Consider the following 21,160-nt stretch of genomic DNA (forward strand, 5'->3'; position numbering starts at 1 on the left):
ATTTGAATCAACACCGGGCTGAAAGAACACACCATGCAGATCACCCGCATCCGCGCCCTGCGCGGCCCCAACCTCTGGAGCCGCAACACCGCCATCGAGGCCGTAGTGCACTGCGAGCCGCACGAGTGCGACCACGCCAACCTCTCCGGCTTTGAAGACCGCCTGCGCGCGCGCTTCCCCCAGATCGGCGCACTGCAGCCCCAGGGCGCCGGGCAGCGCCTGTCGCTGGCCCATGTGCTGGAGGCCGCTGCGCTGTCGCTGCAGGCCCAGGCTGGCTGCCCCGTCACCTTCAGCCGCACCCAGGCCACGCTGGAGCCCGGCACCAGCCAGGTGGTCGTCGAATACACCGAAGAAGCCGTGGGCCGCCTGGCCATGGAGCGCGCCGAAGCCCTGGTGCAGTCCGCGTTGGCCGACACGCCCTTCGATGCCGACGCCACCATCGCCGGGCTGCGCGAGCTGGACGAGGACGAGCGCATCGGCCCGTCCACCGGCGCCATCGTCGATGCGGCCGTAGCGCGCGGTATACCGTTTCGGCGCCTGACCAGCGGCTCGCTGGTGCAGCTGGGCTGGGGCTCCAAGGCGCGCCGCATCCAGGCCGCCGAGCTGGACACCACCAGCGCCGTGGCCGAATCTATCGCCCAGGACAAGGACCTGACCAAGCGCCTGCTGCACGCCGCTGGCGTGCCCGTGCCGCTGGGCCGCCCGGTGGCCGACGTGGAAGACGCCTGGAAAGTCGCCCAGGAAGTGGGCCTGCCCGTGGTGGTCAAGCCGCAAGACGGCAACCAGGGCAAGGGGGTGGTGGTCAACATCACCACCCGCGAGGGCCTGGAGGCAGCCTACAAGACCGCCCGCGAATTTGGCGACGAGATCATGGTCGAACGCTTCCTGCCCGGCCACGACTTCCGCCTGCTGGTGGTGGGCCACCAGCTCGTGGCCGCCGCGCGCCGCGAGCCGCCCCAGGTGCTGGGCGACGGCGTGCACACCATCCGCGAGCTGGTGGACATCGTCAACCAGGACCCGCGCCGCGGCTCGGGCCACGGCACGGCGCTGACCAAGGTGCGCCTGGACGACATCGCCATCGCGCGCATCGCCTCCGAGGGCCTCACGCCCGACTCCGTGCCCGTGCAGGGCCAGCGCGTGGTGCTGCGCAACAACGCCAACCTGTCCACCGGCGGCAGCGCCACCGACGTGACCGACGATGTGCACCCCGAGATCGCCGCGCGCGCCATTGAGGCCGCGCAGACCATCGGCCTGCACATCTGCGGTGTGGACGTGGTCTGCGAGACCATGCTCAAGCCCCTGGAAGAGCAAAACGGCGGCATTGTCGAAGTCAACGCCGCACCGGGCCTGCGCATGCACCTGGCCCCGTCGTTCGGCAAGCCGCGCAACGTGGGCGTGCCCATGGTCGATGAGCTGTTCGCCCCCGGCCAGGACGGGCGCATCCCACTGGTGGCCGTGACCGGCACCAACGGCAAGACCACCACCACGCGGCTGATCGGCCAGCTGTTTGCCGCGCACGGCCTGCGTGTGGGCATGACCAACACCGACGGCGTGTACGTCAACGGCCGCCAGATCGACAGCGGCGACTGCTCCGGCCCGCGCAGCGCGCGCAACGTGCTGTTCCACCCCGAGGTGGACGCGGCCGTGCTCGAATGCGCGCGCGGCGGCATCCTGCGCGAAGGCCTGGGCTTTGACCGCTGCCAGGTGGCCGTGGTCACCAACGTGGGCGCGGGCGACCACCTGGGGCTGAACTTCATCACCACCGTGGAAGACGTCGCCGTGCTCAAGCGCGTGATCGTGCAGAACGTGGCCGCCGACGGCTACGGCGTGCTCAACGCCGCCGACCCGCACGTGGCCGCCATGGCCAGCGTGTGCCCGGGCAAGGTGATCTTCTTCGCCGCCGACCGCCACCACCCCGTCATGGCCACGCACCGCGCCCAGGGCAATCGCGTGGTGTACGTGGATGGGGACTCCATCGTGGCGGCCGAGGGCTCGTGGCGCGAGACCATCCCCCTGCGCGAAATCCCGATCACCCGCGCAGGCGCGATCGGTTTTCAGGTCGAGAACGTCATGGCCGCCATTGGCGCAGCCTGGGGCATGGGGCTGCCCTGGCAGACCATCCGCCGCGGCCTGGCCGGTTTCCTCAACGACAGCGACAACGCCCCTGGCCGCTTCAACGTGATGGACTTTCGCGGCGCCACCGTGATTGCCGACTACGGCCACAACCCCGACGCCATGCGTGCGCTGGTGCAGGCCGTGCAGGCCATGCCGGCGCGCCAGCGCAGCGTGGTGATCAGCGGCGCTGGCGACCGCCGCGACCAGGACATCATCGAACAGACCCAGATCCTGGGCGCCGCGTTTGACGACGTGATCCTGTATCAGGACGCCTGCCAGCGCGGCCGCGCCGACGGCGAAGTGCTGGCCCTGCTGCAAAAAGGCCTGGAGGGCGCGCCGCGCACGCGCTACGTGACCGAGATCACGGGCGAGTTCATCGCCATCGACCACGCGCTGGATCGCCTGCAGCCTGGCGACCTGTGCCTGGTGCTGGTGGATCAGGTGGAGGAAGCCCTGGCCCACCTGCAGCGCCGCTGCGCCGAGGCCGCCACCTGCGCAGGTGCCGTATGACGGCTCTGCGCAACGCCCTGGCGGCTACGACGCTTGCCGCAGCCTGCCTGGTTACGGCCAGCGCGGCCGAGTCCGACCGCATCGGCACGGTGGACACCGCCTTCCAGTGGATTGGCCGCGACCACGACATCATCGTCGAGGCCTACGACGACCCCCTGGTGTCTGGCGTGACCTGTTACGTCTCGCGTGCGCGCACCGGCGGCATCAAAGGCACGCTGGGCCTGGCCGAAGACCGCGCCGAAGCCTCCATCGCCTGCCGCCAGGTCGGGCCCATCGCGTTCACGCAGCCGCTCAAGGCGCAGCAGGAGGTGTTCAGCGAGCGCATGTCCATCCTGTTCAAGCGCCTTCGCGTGGTGCGCATGGTGGACGCCAAGCGCAATACGCTGGTCTATCTGACCTACTCCGAAAAACTCATCGACGGATCGCCGCAAAACAGCGTGACGGCTGTACCCGTGGACCGGCAGACGCCCATTCCGCTGCGCTGATCCCGGTTGCAAGCCCGGGCGCGCGACCGGCCAGCGCCCGCAGCCCTGTCCCCCAGGAACACATCTGAGCGGTTGCACCGCACCGCATGCGTTACGGCAGCGGTGTCCATGCCGCAGTTGCCCCAGGGGCCAAACGCACGCATTCCAACGCGTAACCGGTGCAAGCTGTACACTGGCGCGCTTTGGCGAGTGAACCGCCGCCTTGTCGCAGGCACGCCAACGGCCACTTTTACGGCACCTTTTGCGGCCTTCAGCCCCTGCGCGGTTCCCGTGCCTGGTGCCCGCGTCTGGTGCCTCAAACCCTGCCACCTTTGCTGCAACGGGCGCCCCGCGCCACGCACAGCCGCCGGGCCAACCGCCCTCCAGCTGCAGCAACCAGAACTGGCAGATGCCCCTGGTGCACACACCGGCGTCTTGCGCGGGCGATGCCCCATCGCCCATCCCGCGCCGGGGTTGCCGGCGCATCCGTCGTGTGCATTGCGCACACACCCCGAGCGAGCGCGGACCGCAGCCAGTCACCACCGGCCGCACCCGTCAACACTCGCCCTGACACAAAGGAGTTACATGTCCAATAAAGAAGAACTGATCGAGATGCAAGGCAAGGTCGATGAGGTGCTGCCCGATGCGCGCTTTCGCGTCACCCTCGACAACGGCCACCAGCTGGTCGCCTACTCGGGCGGCAAAATGCGCAAGCACCGCATTCGCGTGCTGGCCGGCGACACGGTGTCTCTGGAGCTCTCACCCTACGACCTGACCAAAGGCCGCATCACCTTCCGCCACTTGCCCCCACGCGCAGGCGGCGCACCGCGCGCACCGGCCCGCCCTCGCCGCTAAAGCTCGCCCCTGTCCTCCGCCAGCGCTTCGCGCACTGGTTGCGGGCGTCGCTTGAAAAAGCGCCACCGACCTGAAAGCTCGGGCACACTAGCGTGCGCCACGCGGCAATGCAGCAACGCGGCAGCGACCACAGGTTCAATCGACCCATCCCCCTTTGCCCCGGGGGCGGCTAGGAGGAGCGGATGATCGACACGGCGGACATACCTTTGGTGGTGGATCTGGACGGCACGCTGACGCCCACGGACACCTTGCTGGAGTCAGTGGTGCAGCTGGCCAAGCGCTCTCCCATCCACCTGCTGCGACTGCCTTTTTGGCTGCTGCGCGGCAAAGCCGGGTTCAAAGAAGCGGTAGCCGCCCACGTCGGCATCGATGCCGAAAGGCTCCCCTACAACGCGCCGCTGGTGGACTATCTGCGCGCCGAAAAATCCCGCGGGCGCCAGATCGTACTGGCCACGGCGGCGCACCACTCGATTGCCGACGCGGTGTCTGCGCGCCTGGGACTGTTTGACCAGGTGCTGGCCACGCGAACCGGGCACAACCTCAAGGGCCCGGCAAAACTGCAGGCCATCCAGGATCATGTGGGCGAGGCTTTCGTGTATGCCGGCGACTGCACGGCCGACCTGCCCATCTGGCAGCGCGCCAGGGCGGCCATCTTGGTGGGTGTGCCGCAGCATGTTGCGGCGCAGGTGCGCCAGGCGACCCCCATAGAGCGCGACTTTCCCCGAGCCCGCACTGGCCTGGCCACCTGGCTGCGCGCGCTGCGCGTGCACCAGTGGATCAAGAACCTGCTGCTGTTCGTGCCGCTGCTGACCACCTTCGAGTTCACCGACCCCGACAAGCTGATCCACATGGTGCTGGCCTTCATGGCCTTTTCGCTGGCTGCGTCGGCCACCTACGTCGTCAACGACCTGTGGGACCTGGGCAGCGACCGCGTCCACCCGCGCAAACGCCTGCGCCCCTTTGCCAGCGGCGCCCTGCCCATTCACCACGGGCTGGTTGTCGCGGGCGCGGCGCTGGCGGCATCGCTGGGCTTGGCCGCGGCCGTATCGCCAGGCTTTGTCGGCATGCTGCTGACCTACCTGGCGCTGACAAGCCTGTACAGCTGGGTCATCAAGGAGTACGTGCTGATGGACGTACTGATGCTGTCGCTGCTCTACACCATCCGCATCCTGGCCGGCTCGGTGGCGATCGGGGTGGCCACCAGTTCGTGGCTGCTGGCGTTCTCGGTCTTCATCTTCCTGAGCCTGGCCCTGGTCAAGCGCTGCGCGGAGCTGGTAGCCATGCATGAGTCGGGCGCAAAGGCCACCCGGGGGCGCGACTACCGCGTGAGCGACCTGGTGGTGCTGTGGCCGCTGGGCGTGGGCGCGGCGCTGTGCGCGGTAGTGGTGTTCGGCTTGTTTATCAGCGCCCCCGAAACGCAGACGCGCTACGGCACGCCGCAGCTGCTGTGGCTGGTGGCCATGGGCCTGGTCTATTGGATGGCGCGCCTGTGGATCAAAACCTCGCGCGGCGAGATGCATGATGACCCCGTCGTCTATGCACTCAAAGACCGCGGCAGCCGCCTCACGGTGCTGGCCATGATTGCCGTGGTCGTGGCGGCACATTCTCTTGTTCTGGATCTGCAACCATGAAGACCTTCGCCATTGCCCTGCTGAGCATCGCACTGTCGGTGACGGCCCAATTCCTGTTGAAGGCAGGCATGTCGCAACCCGGCGTCCGCGCGGCCATGGCATCGGCACAGGCGCTGGACAGCACGCTCGCCGTCCTGGCCAACCCTTACGTGCTGGGCGGGTTTGCGCTCTACGGCCTGGGCGCCGTCGTCTGGCTGGGGGTCTTGTCCCAATGGGATGTCAGCAAGGCCTATCCGCTGGTGGGATTGGGCTTTGTGCTGACGGTGGCGGCCGGCCTGATGATGGGCGAGCAGGTTTCGGTCTTGCGCGCGGGCGGCGTGGCGCTGATCTGCGCCGGGGTGTTTATGGTGGCGCGCTCCTGACTGCCGCCCTCGCCATAGCGCACCAGGCGCTCAGGGCGCATGCCGCGCCAGCATCTCGAGCACGTAGCGGCTCGGAATCGCGTAGGTGATGCCGGATGGCTGGCTCAGGGCTGCTTCGCGCGTGGTTTTGATGTGCACCATGCTGATGACGCCCAGCACCTCGCCGCTGCGCGGGTCGAACAAGGGGCCGCCGCTGTTGCCAGGATAGGCCGTGGCATCGAGCTGGAACACCTGCACCGGCCCGGCGCGCAGGCTGACAATGGCGCGCTCGCTCAGCTGCTGGCTGGTCGGGCTGGGCAAGGCGATGGTGGTGATGGACGCAACGCCGGCGCGGTGCGTGACCGACGAAAAACCCAGCAGCCCGCCAATCGGAAAGCCCATCAACGCCAGCTCCTGCCCCTCGCGCACCGGATCGGACGCGGCCACCTTGAGCGCTGCGACCGGTGGCCCCTCGATGTGCAACAGCGCCAGGTCTTGCAGCGGGTTCAGCTCCAGCACCCGGGCCTTGCGCATCAGCCAGGCATTGCCACCAGATCGCACCTGCACGACCAGCGCCTGCTCGTTGGGACTGGCGGCGGGGCCAGACGTGGAGCCGGGCATCGGGCCGGACGGGGTGACGGATGAATCCATGCGGGTCACGACATGGGCGCTGGTCACCACGCGCAGGCCGTCACCCACCACGAAGCCGGCGCCCACGTAGCGAAACCGCGGGTTGTCGGTCGCGGAGTAGGTGCCGACCAGCACCACCGCCGGCTTGACCCGCTCCACCGTATCAGGCAGCTGCGCCCGTGCGCTGCCCGCCGGCAGCCACGCGGGCAAGAGCACGCACGACAGCAGCGCAAGCCTGCGTTGGCAATTCATGGGGCGATATCGCGGGCCGGTTGGAGACAAGGGCGTGGTTTCCAAGGAGGGCTGAATCGGGTTCACGCAGGGTTCAAAGCGACTTCTTCAGCTCCTGCACCTCGGCCTGCGCTCGATAGCGCTCCCCTGCGGCTGACAACTCATCGAGCAGGGTGCGTGCGGCGTCCTTGTGTCCCGCCTTGATGTGGATTTTGGCCAGGTTCAGCTTGTAGTCCAGCTGCTGCGGCTGCATTTGCACCACGCGCTTTTGCAGCTCCAGAGCCCGGTCGTGCTGGTTGGCGAACGACAGCAGCATGGCCCAGGTGTCCATGAACGCGGGCTGGTTGGGCACCAGCGCATTGGCGCGCTGCGCATCGGCCAGCGCGCCGTCGCGGCCCAGCTGGCCCTTGACCCAGGCCAGGTTGTTCAGGGCAATGGCATTGTTGGGCTGCAACGCCATCACGCGCTCGTACTGGCGCTGGCTTTCCTGCAGGTCTTTGCTGGCCAGCGCGCGGGCGCCCAGGTACAGGGGGAAGGCGGCATCCTTGGCATGCGTGCGCTGCCACTCGGCGGCCCAGCGGTCGGCCTCGGGCCGCTTGCCGGCTAGCATCAGCACCTCGTGCTGGCGCACGGCCAGCTCGGCGCTGGCAGGCACTTGTTTGATGCCGGTTCGCAGCACGTCGATGGCCTTGTCCCAGGCCTTGCCCGCCGCGTGAATCTCGCCCTCCAACGCGTAGCCGGCGGCCTCTTTGGGCCTTTGCTTTTGCACGGTGCGGGCAATGGCAAGGGCTTCGTCGGCCCTGCCATCGGCCATGGCCAGGCTCACCAGACCCCGCTGCGCATCCAGCGCGCGGGGCTCGACCTCCAGCGCCTTGCGCAGGTTTTGGCCGGCGCCAGCGCGATCATTGGCCGCCATTTGGGCGCTGGCCATGCGCAGATAAGGCACGGGCGATTGCGGCTGCAGGGCCGCCATGCGGTTGAAGCTGGACAGCGCCTGGTTGTGCTCACCATTGGCCAGTTGCGCACGCCCCAGCGCGTCGGCCAGCTGCGCGCTGTCGGACAGCGCGGCCGCCGCCTGCTGCGCCACGGCCAGGGCCTCCTTGGGCTCGCCGCTGCGCAGGTGGTGCTCCACCAATAGCTGGCGCGGCACGGGATTGTTGGGCGCGCCGTCTGCCGCCTTGCGCAAGATGGCGGCCTGCTCTGCCTTGTCGGCGCCGTTGGCGGCCCGCAGCTCCAGCAGCATGACATGCGCCTGCACATTGGCCGGGTCGCGCTTGATGGCCGCCTCGATGCGCGTGCGGGCGTCGTCGGGGCGCTTTTCGGCGTTGTCGATCACCGCCAGCACGCCCACCGCGGGAAAGTAGTTGGGGTCGATCTCCAGCGCCCGCTCCAGGGCCTTGCGGGCGCCCGCCGCATCTTGCTTGAGCAGCAGCGCCCGGCCGCGCAGGAACACGGGCAGCACGTCGGCAGGGCGTTTTTTCTCCAGCAGATCAATGGCCTTGAGGGCCTGGTCCACCTTGCGCCCCTGCAGCAGCGCATTGATCAGGGCCAGGTCGGCCACCACGCCTTCGTCGGATGCAGCAATGCTTTGCAGCGCACCCAGCGCCGCCTCGCCCTTGCCTGCGGCCAGCTGGCTCATGGCCAGCGACGTGCGCATGACCGCGTTTTGCGGCGCCAGGCTGGACGCGCGGGCAAAGTAGCGCTGCGCCTTGTCCACATCGCCTTGCAGCATGTGGGCCTGCCCCGCCAGCGCCAGCATGCTGGGGTCGCGGTCGCTGCTGTCAATGTCGGGCGGCAGCGTGGCGATGGCCTTGTCCAGCCGCCCCAGCCGCATCTGGGTGGTGATCAGGCCGCGCCGCGCCATGGCCAGACCGGGGTTGAGTTGCAGCGCCTTGGTCAGCGAGGCCTCGGCCTGTACGTTGGCGCCCCGCTGCAGATCGGTCATGCCCGCCAGCTCCAGGGCACGTGGGTTCTCGGGCGTCAGCCGCAGGAGTTTTTGCACCTCTTCCTGCGCCGCCTTGAAGTCATTTTTGCTGTAGGCCAGCATGGCCTGCAGATACAGGGTCTGGGGTTTTTCGGGGGCGGCTTTTGCCAGCACTTGCAAGGCCTGCGCGGCTTCGTCGGATTTGCCCTGGAAGATCAGCAGCTCGACAACCGCCGCCTGCCCTTCGGTGTAGGTGGCGTCAGCCTGCACCGACTGGCGGTAGGCCTGCATTGCGGCGTCGGCGTCGCGCTTGCCGTACAGCAGGATGTCGCCGCGCAGCTTGATCGCCTCGGCTGCGGCGGGCGACTGACCCGGTATCTTCTCCAGGCCCGCCAGGGCGCCATCCATATCGCCGCGGCGAACCTGGGCGCGCGCCTGCTCGATCAACGCAGGGGCGTAGTCGGCCTTGGCCCGCAGCGCGTCATTGAGGCTGGCCCGGGCCTTGTCTTCGTCGCCCTGGCGCAGCCAGGCCTGGGCCACGGTGGTTTTCAGGCTGGCCTGCGCCTGGGCATCGGCCAGTTGCAGGCCGACGTAGTCGGAGGTGATCTTGCCGTACTGCCTAAGCTCCAGCATGGTCTGGGCCAGCTGCGGCACCACCTGCTCGGGCGGCGCCCCCTGATCCTGGGCTTTTCTGAACTCAGTCTCGGCGCCCTGCACATCGCCCGTTGCATGCAGCGCCTGGCCCAGCATCAGGCGCGCCCGAGGATCGCCGGGCCGGCTTTGCAGCGCATTTTTAAGCTGGATGATCGCGGCCGGCGCGTCGTTCCTGCTCAGGTAATCCTGAGCCGATGCCACCATTGCATCGGGATCGTCTCGGCCACAGGCCGAGACCAGCAGCGTTGCCGCCAGGGCAACTGCGGCCACACGGGTACGGGACGGGCAGATGCCACGAGCGAAGATGCGGGAGTTGAGAGCCGTCATGGTCATCCTCTGCGGTGCAAACAAGGGGGGTCAGAAGCTGGGAGGCCATTGGCCGCGCCCGAAAAGCGCGTCAAAACGCCGCCCATCAAGGCGCAAAACGCAGCCATGGCACGGGCTGTGGCGAGTATTTGCAACGATGAGTGGTGGTGTTTTGGCGGGCAAGGCGGGCATGGGCAATTGCCTCTCAGGCTCTCAGGCCTTCAGGCCCAGGCGGTGCATCAGGTCATACAGGGTGGGGCGGCTGACGCCCAGCAGGTCGGCAGCCTTGGCGACCGTGCCGTCGGCGCGGGCCAGCGCGGCCAGCACGGCGCGCTGCTCTGCGGCCTCGCGCATCTGGCGCAAGTCCAGCGAGCGGTCATCGTCCATGCCCTCGGCGGCGGCCAGTCCGACGTCTTCCGCAGTGATCTGGTTGCCCTCGGCCATGATGCTGGCGCGCTTGATGCGGTTTTCAAGCTCGCGGATGTTGCCGGGCCAGGGGTGGGCCTCGATGGCGCGCAGTGCATCGTCGGCCAGCGTCAGGCTGCGGCCATGCTCGCCGCCAAAGCGGCGCACGAAGGCATGGGCCAGCAGCGCCGCATCGCCCACGCGCGCTCGCAGGGGAGGTATCTCGACCACGATCTCGGCCAGGCGGTAGTACAGGTCTTCGCGGAAGCTGCCGTCCTTGATGCACTGCGCCAGATCGCGGTGGGTGGCGCACACCACGCGCACATCCACGGCAATGCCCTGGCGGCCGCCGACGCGCTCGACCACGCGCTCTTGCAAAAATCGCAGCAGCTTGGCCTGCAGGGACAAGGGCATGTCGCCGATTTCGTCGAGCATGAGGGTGCCACCGTTTGCCGTCTCGATCTTGCCCGGCGTGGTTTTTGCGGCGCCCGTGAAGGCGCCCTTTTCGTAGCCAAACAGCTCGCTCTCCAGCAGGTTGTCGGGGATGGCTGCGCAATTGATGGCCACAAAACTGCCCTTCTTGCGCTGCGACTGCTGATGCAGCCCGCGCGCCAGAACCTCTTTGCCAGTGCCGCTTTCACCCAGCAGCATGACGGACGCATTGGTGTTGGCCACCTTCTCGATGGTGCGGCAGATGCGCAGCATCTGCGGGTCGCGCGTGATCAGGCCCGACAGCGCATCCGGCATCTGCATGGCCCGCAGGCGCCGGTTTTCGGCCTGCAGCCGGTGCATCCGGAAGGCGCGCTCCACGCACAAATTGAGCACCTCGGGCTCGAAAGGCTTGGCAAGGAAATCGTAAGCGCCCATGCCCACCGCCTTGAGCGCGTTGGCCTGGTCGTTCTGGCCCGTCAGCACGATCACCTTGGTGTCGGGATCGGCGGCCAGGATTTGTTGCAGCAGCCTGAAGCCCTCGGAGACCGAATCAGCGTCCGGCGGCAGGCCCAGGTCCATGGTGACGACGGCGGGCGCAAAGCGGCGCACCTGCGTCATGGCGCTTTCGCGGTCGTCGGCCGTGACGCATTCAAAACGATCGAGCGACCATTTGATCTGCTTTTGCAGCGCCAGATCGTCCTCGACCACCAGTAGCTGCTGCGACTTGTCCGGACTCATGCATCCTCCCGCGCGTGCAAATCGGATTCACGGCTGATTTCGATCAAGGGCAGCAGCAGCGTCACCACCGTGCCCCGGCCCACCTGGCTGTCCACGCTGACCTTGCCGCCGAGTTCCTGCACATATTGAAAGCTCTCGTAGGTGCCAATGCCCATGCCCGTGTCCTTGGTCGTCTGAAACGGTTTGAACAAGCGCGTCTGGACAAATTCTTCGGTCATTCCCTGGCCCTCGTCGCCCACCTCAATGCGGGCATGGCTGCCAAACCGGTCGATCTTCAGCCACACGCGGTCATCGGCCTGGGTGGCATCGAAGGCGTTGTGCAGCAGATGACCGATGATGCGCTCCAATCGGTCAGCCTGACCCCGGGTAAACACTTGTGCCGCCACCTCCAGCTGCACCGCGCGGCCGCGCTGCAGACCGTCGGCGGCCAGCCGCTCGGCCACCTTGATCAGGTCAACGCCCGCAGACGCAGCCCCGGACGCCGCGCCCTGGCGCAGTTGCAGCATCAGCTGGCGCATGCGTTCCAGCGAGTTTTCGACCGTCATCAGCATGTCTGCCTGAAATTCGGGGTTGTTGTGCAGCCGCTTGGCGTTTTTGACCATCAGCGACAGCTGGGCCACGATGTTTTTCAGGTCATGCACCACGAAGGCCGACATGCGGTTGAAGGCCTCGAACTTGCGCGACTCCAGCAGCGCCTCGGTCGCCTGCATCTGCGCCAGGATGCTGGCCGCCTGGCAGCCCGCGGTCTTGAGCAGGTCGATCACCTCCCAGTTCACCTCCACCCGCGTGCGCGGGCTGGCCAGCAGCACCATGCCCAGCAGCGCCTTGCCCTGCCACAGCGGCACCAGCAGCCAGGCCTGCGGGTACTGGGCCAGCCAGGCAGGCACTTGCAAATGGTTGTAGCGCGCGGAAGATTCGCCCAGCTCCTGCAGGTTGATCACCCAGCCGGTGGCGCGGATGAATGCCAACAACTCGTCCTGCGGATCCACCGTCTGCGTGGCGGCAGCCAGGTTCCAGCGCGCCACCTGCCGGTAGTGCTCGTCATCCGTGCGGCGCAGCCATAACGCGCCTGCCGGGCTTTCCAGCATGTCGGCAAGGCCGCGGATCACGCTGCGGCCGGCTTCCTGGGGCTGGTCATGGCTGGACAGGGTAGCGGTGAACTTCAGCCACTCTTCGCGGTAGTCAAAGCGGTAGCGAAAGAAATGCTTGCCCAGAAACACCCGCAGCCTGGCGCGCAGCGAGCCGGACAGCACGAACGCAAGCGCCAGCACCAGCGCCACGAACACCAGGCCCACCTGCAGCACCCGACCCCATTCACCGCCAAAGTAGCGCACGTAGTAACCGACGCCCGACATGAACAGCAGGTACAGCCCCACCAGCACCAGCGTGGCCGAGTGGAACACCACCTTGCGCGACACGCGTATCTTGGCAATCCAGTGGCGATGCCGCATGGTGGCCAGCAGCAGCAGCGGAACCATGAGCGCATGCACGAAAGGGCGCACGTTCAGGGCATCCGGGTCCAGCCCCTGCAACAGCACCCCCTGCGAAAACAGGTACAGGTCAAACAGAAACAGGCCCGCCAGGCCAAGGCATACGGGCTTGGCACTCCACAGGGCTTCTTCGGGCAGGTTGCGAAACAGCTGCTCCACCAGCACCAGCCCCGCCACGGCGAGCATCACCATGACCAAGGCGTAGCCCGCAGGCCCCACCACGAACGCCATTCCTATCACCAGCAGGGGCACCGCAATGACGGCCAGTACCGTCAGCCAGGGCCACCAGCGGTAGGCGCGGCTGCCCGCGTCGCCCGCGCTGCGGCCCACCAACAGGGACACAAACCCGCCCCAGCCCAGGTAGCGCAATATGTCGGCGGACTGGGCTGCCAGCCACCAGAGTTCGTCAGACGCCAGCGCCAGCAAGCTGAAGCCGCTCCACAGCACGGTAAAGGCTGCGGCTGCCAGCATGGTCATGGCAATGCGATCGACAGGGCGCCGCAGCTCGTGCTGCTGCAGCAGACGCGCCGCCAGCACGGCGTAGGCCAGGGCAGCCAGAACCCACCCCCAATGAATCACCGTGACGTCGGTGCCCGGCATGGTCAGACCAGCACTTCCGTGCAGGGCGGATGGCCCAAAAATGCCTGCGGACTGGCCGTGGCGCCATATGCGCCAGACTGCAGCACGGCCACCAGATCGCCAGGCTGCGCCACCGCCAGCTCCAGGCGATCGGCCAGCACGTCCAGCGGGGTGCACAGCGGCCCCACCACGGTGGCCGTTTCGCGCTGGGGCGACTGCAGCCGGTTGCCGATCACCACCGGGTAGTTGCGCCGTATCACCTGGCCAAAATTGCCCGAGGCCGCCAAGTGGTGGTGCATGCCGCCGTCGGTCACCAGAAACACCTGGCCGCGCGATACCTTGCGGTCGATCACGCGGGCTACGTAGATGCCCGCCTCGCCCACCAGATACCGCCCCAGCTCCAGCACCAGCTGCGCCCGGGGCCAGGCGCGCGCCAGCCCCGTCTGCACCTGCGCCAGTGCGTCGGCGACGGGCGCCAGGTCCAGGGGTTTGTCCGCAGCGCTGTAAGGAATGCCCCAGCCGCCGCCCAGGTTCAGGTAGCGCAGCGGCGCCGGTGCATCGTGGGCCAGGCGCAGCGCCAGATCCAGCGAGCGCTGCAGGCTTTCGGCAATCACGGCGGCGCGCAGATTCTGCGAACCCGGGTACAGATGGAAGCCCTCAAAAGCCAGTCCATCGCGCGCCAGCGCGCGCAGCAGAGCGGGCGCCTGCTCGGCGTCGATGCCAAAGGGCTTGGGGCCGCCGCCCATGTGCATGCCGGCGCCGCGCAGCTCAAAGTCGGGATTGATGCGCAAGGCCACGCGCGCGGGCACGCCCAGCGCCTGGGCGGCCGCGGCCAGCACCTGCAGCTCGCGCGCGGATTCGGCATGCAGCAGCACGCCTGCCGCCACCGCCTGGCGCAGTTCGGCATCGCGCTTGCCCGGCCCGGCAAAGCCGATGCAGCGCGCATCCGTACCGGCATCGAGCGCCAGCTTGAGCTCGCCCGCCGACGCCACGTCCATGCCATCGACCAGCCCGCGCATGAAGCCCACCAGCGCCGGCATGGGGTTGGCCTTGACGGCATAGTGCAGCTGCGCGCCCTGCGGCAACACCCGGCGCACGGCGGCCACGCGTGCCGCGATCAGCGCGCGGTCGTAAGCGTAAAAAGGTGTCTGGCCCACGCGCTCGGCCAGCAAAGACAAAGGCAGGCCGCCCACATGCAACTCATTGCGCGTCAGGTCGAATGGGGCCATGTTCCTGCATCCAGCGTTGACGATCGAGCTTGCCGTTGGGGCTGCGCGGCAGCGGCTGCGCCACCCAGTGCAATTGCCGCGGCAGCATGTAGGCGGGCAGGTGGCGGCTGCAATGGGCCATCAGGGCGGCGTTGTCGTCACCTGCCCGGCCGCTGGCCTGGGGCGAGGCCAGCACTGCTGCGCAGATGGCGCTGCCCAGGGCCTCGTCGGGCACGGCGTACACCAGCGCCTCGGCCACCAGACCGCTGGCGTACAGCACTTCTTCCACTTCGGTGGGGCTGACGCGGTAGCCCGAGGTCTTGATCATCTCGTCGCGCCGACCCACAAAGTACAGAAAACCATCTGCGTCGCGGCGCACGGTGTCGCCCGAATAAACGGCCAGCTCGGGCGCAGCCCAGTCGCCGCCAGCGGGCAGCAGCGCAGGCGGCCAGGGCTTGAAGCGGCGCGCGGTCTCGTCGGGCCGGCGCCAATACCCCAGGGCCACCAGGGCGCCGCGGTGCACCAGCTCGCCGGGCTCGTCGACGGCGCATTCGGTGCCGTCCTCGCGCAGCACGCAGACCTGGGCGTTGGGAATGGCCCGGCCAATGGAGTCGGGCCGGCGGTCCACTTCTTCGGGCGGCAGGTAGGTGGAGCGAAACGCCTCGGTCAACCCGTACATCAGATAGGGGGCGGCCGCAGGCGCCAGGCTGCGCAGGCGCTGCAGCGTGGCCCGGGGCATGCGCCCGCCGGTGTTGGCAAAGTAGCGCAGGTGCTGCACGGCCGCAGCCGGCCAGTCGAGCGCTGCCAGTTGCATGTACAGCGGCGGCACGGCCGTCAGACCGGTGACCCGCTCTTGCGCCATGGCCTGCAGTACGTCGCGCGCCAGCAGGTAATTGAGCAGCACCACGCGCGCGCCCACCAGAAATGCCGTGGTGAGCTGGCTGAAGCCGGCATCAAACGACAGGGGCAGCACGGCAAGCAGGGTGTCGCCGGCATGGTTGCCAAGATAGCCGGCCACGCTGACGGCGCCGGCCACCAGGTTGCGGTGCGACAGCACCACGCCCTTGGGCCGTCCCGTGCTGCCGGAGGTGTAGAAGATGACCGCCACGTCCATGTCCAGCACCCGGGGCAGGCCGGCCAGCGGGCTGGCAAGCACATCGGCCCAGCCGTGCAGCGCGGCGCCGCCAGGCAGGTCAACGGGCGGGCCATCGTCCACCAGCACCACATGCTGCAGCCCGGGACAATCGCCCAGCGCTGGCGCCAGGCTCGCCAGCCGCGCCGCCGAGGTCACCAGCACCTGCGCCTGCGCGTCCTGCAGGATGTGCGCCACCTGCCCGGCTTTGAGCACCGGGTTCACCGGCACCAGCACCGCGCCCGCAGCCGGCGCGGCAAAACTGGCCACCACGGTCTGCACCCGCTTTTCCAGATACACCGCAACGCGCGCGCCGCGCTGCAGCCCCAGGGCCACAAGGCCTGCGGCGCAGCGCTCGATCTGCGCCTGCAACTGGGTGTACGAGAGATGCTCACCGTCCAGAGTCAAGGCCGTTCCGGCAGGCCAGCAGGCTGCCGCCCGGGCGGGCAGCTCGTGCAACAAGGCAGGGGGAATCCCCCTGAGGAAGTCCGGCGCTTGGGGCATGCGGCGCATGTTAAGCGAAGGCCGGGCGCCGTGGTTGCGCCTTTGGGGCTCTGGCATCAAACTGCAGTTTTTCTGCGCACACCGCCCCGCCATGAACCTGACCGAACAAGTCCTGCATGTGCTCGATCATGCCCTCAGCCTGCAAGGACGAGCCGCCGCCTTTGATGCCAACACCCCGCTGCTGGGTGCGCTGCCCGAGCTCGACTCGATGGCCGTGCTGGCCGTCATCACCGGGCTGGAGAACCACTTCGGCATCAGCTTCAGCGACGACGAGCTGCATGGCGCGGTTTTTGCCACCGTGGGAAGCCTGTGCGAGCTGGTGGATCGGGCGCTGGCCCGCCAAGAGCCATGACGGCGCGGGCATGAACGCCCCTGTCCTCCGCGGATTACCCCGCGCATTGCGCCCCGCCCTGCCCCAGGCCTTTTTTTTGCCCATCGGCGCGGGGCAGCGCTTTTGCCTCTACCACCCGCCGCAGGGCATTGCACCTCGGGGGCGCGTGCTCTACCTGCATCCCTTTGCCGAAGAGCTGAACGCCAGCCGACGCGTGGTGGCGGCGCAGGCGCGGGCGCTGGCGCAGGCCGGGTTTGGCGTGCTGCAGATCGACCTGCTGGGTTGCGGCGACAGCAGCGGCCACTTTGCCGACGCCAGCTGGGCCGACTGGCTGCAAGACGCGCAGCAGGCCCTGCACTGGCTGTCCGCGCAATGCTGCGGCCCGCTGTGGCTGTGGGGGCTGCGATCGGGCGCCCTGTTGGCGGCGCAGTTGGCGGCGCAGTTGGCGGCGCATTTGGCAGTGCCATTGCAGGGCGGCGATGGCGAGCCCGTCCACCTGCTGCTTTGGCAGCCCGTCACCGGCGGCCGGCAGATGCTGCAGCAGTTTTTGCGCCTGCACGCGGCCAGCCAGTGGCTGGGCAACAGTCACGCGGACCAGGTACAGCCATCGCAGGCGCTGGCCCAGGGCCAGGCCGTCGAGATTGCCGGCTATGTCTTGAGCCCCCGCCTGGCCCAGGGGCTGGACGATGCGCGCATGCCCAGCCCCGCATCGCTGCGCGCCGGGCGGCTGGTGTGGCTGGAAGTGTCGCCGCCGCCGACCGCCACACTCAGCCCCGCCACAGACAGGCAGATCAGCGCCTGGCGTGCGGCAGGCTGGCAGGTGCAGGCGCAGGCGGTTGCGGGCCCATCCTTTTGGCAGACCGTAAACACTGACGAGGCGCCCGGCCTGATGCACGCCACCCTGGCTGCGCTGGACTGCCCGCCCATGCCATGAACACCGCACAGCAAACCCTGCAAACGCCAGCGGTGGTGGAACGCGCCGTCCAGATCCGTGGCAATGACGCCGGCAACGACGACGGCCAGGGTTTTGACATGCTGGGCATCCTCACCCTGCCTGCGCCGGGCATGGCGGGGCGCGGCGTTGGCGTGGTGGTGGTGGTGGGCGGCGCCCAGTACCGCGTGGGCAGCCACCGGCAGTTTGTGCAATTGGCGCGCCGACTGGCTGCGGCAGGCTACCCGGTGCTGCGTTTTGACCTGCCGGGCATGGGCGACAGCCCCGGCGCGCCCGTGCCGTTTGACCGCACCGCCCCCCACATTGCGGCGGCGGTGGATGCGCTGCTGCAGTCAGCCGCCGTTGGGCGCACGGTGCTTTGGGGGCTGTGCGACGGGGCATCGGCCAGCCTGCTGTACATGCAAGCCACGCAGGATGCACGCGTATGCGGCCTTGCGCTGCTCAACCCCTGGGTTCGGTCCGAGGCCAGCCTGGCACGCACGCACGTCAGGCATTACTACCGCCAGCGCCTGCTGGATCGCGACTTCTGGCGCAAACTGGCCGCGGGCGGCATAGGCTGGGCAGCGCTGCGCGGCATCTGGCACAACCTGCGCGCGATGCGGCAACCGGCGGCGCAAACGAGTTCATTTCAGGAGCGCATGGCGCAAGGCTGGCAAGGGCTGGAAGGCAAAATCATGCTGATTTTGAGCGAGCACGACCTGACGGCTCGGGAGTTTCTGGAGTACGCCGCCACACACCCCGACTGGCGCCATGCCCTGCTGCACCCGGGCGTCCGCCGTCATGACATCGCCGGGGGCGATCACACCTGCTCGCGTCCAGCGAACCAGCTGCAGGTGCAGGAGCTGACCCTGGCCTGGCTAGCCGGCATGGAGCAGGCCCAGCCTGCGCCCTGCCCCCAGCCGCCTGACGCCGGCGCTGGCGCTGGCAGCTGACTGCAGTTTTCGCCTTGAATCCCGGATGTCACGTCGGGCGCAGCTTTTTCGCGGCAAGGGGAGCAGCATTGCATCCAGCAGCCAGGCCCCGGGTGACCGCTGGTAACACTGCTGACAACACGGCTGTCAAACGTCAGTTTCTTTAACACTTAGCCAGACAAAAATTTGCAAGTCATTGTTTTCATTAGCTGGCATGCAAACTGCTTGACCAAGCCATGCCCACTATCCGGTGGCCTGCCACCAGAAAGAAAAGCCCATCATGAAGACTCTGACCACCCTGTTCGCCTCCGCACTGCTTGGCCTGTCTGGCGCTTCTTATGCCGCCACCGTGTTGCCCGGGCCCGAGACACCGCTGCAGACCATCATCAACAACGCCTACCAGGCGGCAGGCACGCCCCTGGCCGCAGCGCCTGATGTGAACGCAGCCCAGGCATTCGCAGAGCTTTTCCAGGTCGAGGCTTCCGGCGTATCCGCTGCCACCATGATTTTGGAGATCAGTGGTGGTGCCAGTGCCAATACGTTCGGCATTTACGACCCCTACAACACGGCAGCCCGGTTGCAGCTGTTCTCGGGCGCCGCCAGCAGCGGCAATCAGGTGGCTATCACGGTCAACAGCTCCAATCTGTTCATGGCGATCGACCTCACCAACCCGGGCCTGCTGGGTATGGCATCGTTCACGTCCGCCACGTTCGGCTACTACCTGAGCGGGCCTGGCGGCACATTCTTTTCGCAGGCCGACCTGAACGGCGGAAACGAGCAGATGGTGAGTTATCGCGGCGATGGCGACATCGTGGCGTTCCCCAACCGCCTGCCCAGCGCATGGGGCCCGTCCAGCTATCTGCTGGCCTGGGAAGACGCATCCTTGTCCGCCGGCTCGGATCGGGACTACAACGACATGGTGGTTTACGTTGAATCGGTGACCAAGGTGCCCGAACCTGGATCGCTGGCGCTGTTGGGTCTGGGCCTGTCTGGCCTGGCACTGGCGTCACGGCGCAGGCAAAAGAACAGGCAGTAAGCCGCATTGCCGGTTAGTGATGACGCGAATAAGAGGGGTGGCTTGGGCCACCCTTTTTTTGTCTGTCAGGTGCCGGTTTGCGGGCCTGCCGGCGCGCGCAGCAACCGCCCCGCAAAATGTCGGCTTGCCGCCAGCAAGCCCGAGACGCGGCGCGGGTCAAATGCCAATAGTCCCACCCGCTCGCGCCGCAAAGCCATCCAATCGCGCTTGTAGGCGTCGTCGCCGCTGAGATAGTCCACTTCTCGTACCCGATCCACGTCCATGACGTGCTGCATCAAGGCCGCGGTCAGCACCGATCCGGCAGACAGCTTTTCGTGCCCCTTTACATAGGCTAGTTTGTAAATGCTGGCCTTGCCATCACACACCAGCCAGACCTGGGCTGCCAGTGGCTGCTGGCCCAGCCACAACACGCCCAGCCGCAGCCAGCCCCGTTGCGCCGCCATATGCATCAGGGCTGGCATGAAGTGCGGACAAGGTTCAGCTTGCTTCCAGCTTTGGGCATACACCGCCAGGTAAGCGGCCAGGCAGGCTTGCAGCCCGGGTGATTCATCGGCCTGGATGTCAATGCGCCAGTCTCCCGCCCGGCTCAGCCGCTTGCGTGCTCGCTCCACGGTGTGCTGCAAGGCCGAAGGGCGCTGCTGCCAATAATCTTCAAACCCCTTGTCCGACACTGGCTGGTGCCAATTACCGAAACAGAAAAATCGGCTGGTCCAATAACCTGCATCACGCAGGCCTGTCTGCCACCCTGCCAGCCAGGTGCTGTCTGCATCCAGGGGTTGTAAACGCAGCACGCTGGCGTGAGGCAATCGCCGCAACCCCTGCGCTGCCGCCAGCCAATCTGCAGGGCCAATATTTTCAATCGCCCGCTCAGAGCCCACCGGGCCATAAATGCCGCTGTAGTAGTTACTCACGGCACACAAGGGGCCATTTGCAGACTCTTGCATCAGCGGCAAGTGCACCAGATCACCGCTGCGTGAGCTCACCGCCAAATCACCTTGCCAAATAGGACGACGCACCAAGCCGTGCGCCAGCAAATTGGCAAACCAAACCTCTGTCTGAAAGACCTCGTCAGGCACGAAACCTCCATAAAACGCCGGCCACGCCGACCGCCGCGAACGGACTGCTGATTAACCAGTCAATTCCGTCCCGTGTGCGGGCGTTACCGTAAAAATTATCTGCACAAAAATCAAATTTTGTCTGGTATTTACGATTTAACGGAACTTGCCTGGGCCGGCTGTGATTGCGCTTTGCCCGGTGCACTTGCGTAAGGCAGCCGCTCGAACCCTTGGGATGGGCGCAGCGCAGGAAAACCGATACAGCCCCCCTGGCGCATCGTTACCGCGCGCTGCCTGCCTCCAGATACTCACAGGCCCTTTTTCAACCCCAATCCCTTTTAACTAAGAATATTCTATTTTTAATCAGAAAAATCTATTAACCCGATGTAAATCCATATTGCCATTCAACGTCATCACAAAACTCCCGAAAAACACCAGGTCAATGTATTAAATCGTTGCAATCGTAAAAAATATGCTTATCCAACCGATCCGAGAAAGACTGCATTCACCTTGGTGATACGCGATGACTGACGAAGCAACATGCAGTTACGTATCCACAATACCCCACACAGCACAATTCATCTCACCAAAAGACGTGGTCAGTATTGCTATAAGCCCTAAACACTCTGCACCTTAGCTAGTCATTCGTTTTAGCCTAGGGTCATCCCCTACCCAAATTTGATTAGAAAGCGTCACCGCTGCAACGGTAGAGGCAATGCCAACCAA

The 21,160-nt window shown here is 66.8% G+C and carries 16 protein-coding genes; 9 read left to right on the forward strand and 7 right to left on the reverse strand.

Annotation, left to right across the window (positions count from 1 at the left end; translation table 11 throughout):
- The first annotated feature begins 33 nt into the window (after nt 1-33).
- From cphA to AB7E35_RS06290, 5 genes are all read left to right on the forward strand, one after another.
- Nucleotides 34-2,625 carry a cyanophycin synthetase gene (gene cphA, locus AB7E35_RS06270; RefSeq protein WP_428167239.1) on the forward strand — a complete coding sequence of 864 codons (2,592 nt, stop codon included), beginning with the start codon at nt 34-36 and terminating at the stop codon, nt 2,623-2,625.
- Entirely contained in the window at nt 2,622-3,110 is a 489-nt protein-coding gene (locus AB7E35_RS06275; RefSeq protein WP_428162272.1) for a CreA family protein, read from the forward strand. The genes cphA and AB7E35_RS06275 overlap by 4 nt, the downstream gene beginning before the upstream one ends.
- A 564-nt stretch (nt 3,111-3,674) precedes the next feature.
- Nucleotides 3,675-3,944: a translation initiation factor IF-1 gene (infA, locus tag AB7E35_RS06280; protein ID WP_428162273.1), complete on the forward strand. Its 270-nt coding sequence runs from the start codon at nt 3,675-3,677 to the stop codon at nt 3,942-3,944.
- Between the two features lie 182 nt (nt 3,945-4,126).
- Nucleotides 4,127-5,575, forward strand: coding sequence for a UbiA family prenyltransferase (locus AB7E35_RS06285; protein WP_428167240.1), 1,449 nt, complete (start codon nt 4,127-4,129; stop codon nt 5,573-5,575).
- Nucleotides 5,572-5,937 carry a hypothetical protein gene (locus AB7E35_RS06290; protein ID WP_428167241.1) on the forward strand — a complete coding sequence of 122 codons (366 nt, stop codon included), beginning with the start codon at nt 5,572-5,574 and terminating at the stop codon, nt 5,935-5,937. The genes AB7E35_RS06285 and AB7E35_RS06290 overlap by 4 nt, the downstream gene beginning before the upstream one ends.
- A gap of 30 nt (nt 5,938-5,967) precedes the next feature.
- Here AB7E35_RS06290 and AB7E35_RS06295 read toward each other — a convergent pair whose 3' ends face one another.
- The 6 genes from AB7E35_RS06295 to AB7E35_RS06320 form a co-directional block, all read right to left on the reverse strand.
- A complete protein-coding gene (locus tag AB7E35_RS06295) occupies nt 5,968-6,798 on the reverse strand; it encodes a trypsin-like peptidase domain-containing protein (RefSeq protein WP_428162276.1) in 831 nt (276 codons plus the stop codon).
- 73 nt (nt 6,799-6,871) lie between these two features.
- Nucleotides 6,872-9,682, reverse strand: a complete 2,811-nt coding sequence (gene prsT, locus AB7E35_RS06300) for an XrtA/PEP-CTERM system TPR-repeat protein PrsT (protein WP_428167242.1) — start codon at nt 9,680-9,682, stop codon at nt 6,872-6,874.
- Nucleotides 9,683-9,874: 192 nt separating this feature from the next.
- Nucleotides 9,875-11,236: a PEP-CTERM-box response regulator transcription factor gene (gene prsR / locus AB7E35_RS06305; RefSeq protein ID WP_428162278.1), complete on the reverse strand. Its 1,362-nt coding sequence runs from the start codon at nt 11,234-11,236 to the stop codon at nt 9,875-9,877.
- Nucleotides 11,233-13,326, reverse strand: coding sequence for an XrtA/PEP-CTERM system histidine kinase PrsK (prsK, locus tag AB7E35_RS06310; protein ID WP_428167243.1), 2,094 nt, complete (start codon nt 13,324-13,326; stop codon nt 11,233-11,235). The genes prsR and prsK overlap by 4 nt, the downstream gene beginning before the upstream one ends.
- Nucleotides 13,327-13,328: 2 nt before the next feature.
- Nucleotides 13,329-14,534, reverse strand: a complete 1,206-nt coding sequence (locus AB7E35_RS06315) for a pyridoxal-dependent decarboxylase, exosortase A system-associated (RefSeq protein WP_428167244.1) — start codon at nt 14,532-14,534, stop codon at nt 13,329-13,331.
- Nucleotides 14,506-16,158, reverse strand: a complete 1,653-nt coding sequence (locus AB7E35_RS06320; RefSeq protein ID WP_428167245.1) for an acyl-CoA ligase (AMP-forming), exosortase A system-associated — start codon at nt 16,156-16,158, stop codon at nt 14,506-14,508. Before AB7E35_RS06320 ends, AB7E35_RS06315 begins: the two co-directional genes overlap by 29 nt.
- A gap of 82 nt (nt 16,159-16,240) precedes the next feature.
- Here AB7E35_RS06320 and AB7E35_RS06325 point away from each other — a divergent pair, with 82 nt between their 5' ends.
- From AB7E35_RS06325 to AB7E35_RS06340, 4 genes are all read left to right on the forward strand, one after another.
- Nucleotides 16,241-16,501: an acyl carrier protein gene (locus AB7E35_RS06325; protein WP_428167246.1), complete on the forward strand. Its 261-nt coding sequence runs from the start codon at nt 16,241-16,243 to the stop codon at nt 16,499-16,501.
- A 10-nt stretch (nt 16,502-16,511) separates the two neighbouring features.
- Entirely contained in the window at nt 16,512-17,414 is a 903-nt protein-coding gene (locus AB7E35_RS06330; RefSeq protein ID WP_428167247.1) for a hydrolase 2, exosortase A system-associated, read from the forward strand.
- Nucleotides 17,411-18,364, forward strand: coding sequence for a hydrolase 1, exosortase A system-associated (locus AB7E35_RS06335; RefSeq protein WP_428167248.1), 954 nt, complete (start codon nt 17,411-17,413; stop codon nt 18,362-18,364). Before AB7E35_RS06330 ends, AB7E35_RS06335 begins: the two co-directional genes overlap by 4 nt.
- Before the next feature lie 259 nt (nt 18,365-18,623).
- The gene (locus tag AB7E35_RS06340) at nt 18,624-19,379 is read left to right on the forward strand and encodes a DUF4114 domain-containing protein (RefSeq protein WP_428162285.1); all 756 of its coding nucleotides are present in this window, start codon (nt 18,624-18,626) and stop codon (nt 19,377-19,379) included.
- 65 nt (nt 19,380-19,444) lie between these two features.
- Here AB7E35_RS06340 and AB7E35_RS06345 read toward each other — a convergent pair whose 3' ends face one another.
- On the reverse strand, nt 19,445-19,990 hold the full coding sequence (locus AB7E35_RS06345; RefSeq protein WP_428167249.1) for a GNAT family N-acetyltransferase: 546 nt from the start codon (nt 19,988-19,990) through the stop codon (nt 19,445-19,447).
- Nucleotides 19,991-21,160: the final 1,170 nt, after the last annotated feature.

Source organism: Diaphorobacter sp., from assembly GCF_050251835.1.
GTDB lineage: Bacteria > Pseudomonadota > Gammaproteobacteria > Burkholderiales > Burkholderiaceae_C > JBFXIE01.